Genomic DNA, 236 nt, shown 5'->3' on the forward strand with positions numbered 1-236 from the left:
GTCGAGTAGACGTTCACGTTCGCATAGACCCCATTCTTCAGCATCTTCAACTTCCATGCTTTCCAGGGAGGAGGCGAGATCCGCGTTGTCGGATGTGACCGCGGCATTTCGATGACCGCCTGCCCCAGGTCTATTGCACCAATTTCGTTGGCGTATTCAGTGTCCTGCCGGGTAGGCCAACCGTACCAATCGGCGGAGACCATGACGTCCTCCCCTTGTTCGGCCAAGGCCCTTTG

General features: G+C 57.2%; 1 protein-coding gene. It reads right to left on the bottom strand.

The genetic code is table 11. The features are described from left to right. The coding region (locus SB771_RS37090; RefSeq protein ID WP_410722298.1) for a hypothetical protein at positions 1-203 on the bottom strand (203 nt) is incomplete at its 3' end. Positions 204-236 lie beyond the last annotated feature (33 nt).

Source organism: Burkholderia sp. SIMBA_051, assembly GCF_046534915.1.
Taxonomy (GTDB): Bacteria; Pseudomonadota; Gammaproteobacteria; order Burkholderiales; family Burkholderiaceae; genus Burkholderia; species Burkholderia ambifaria.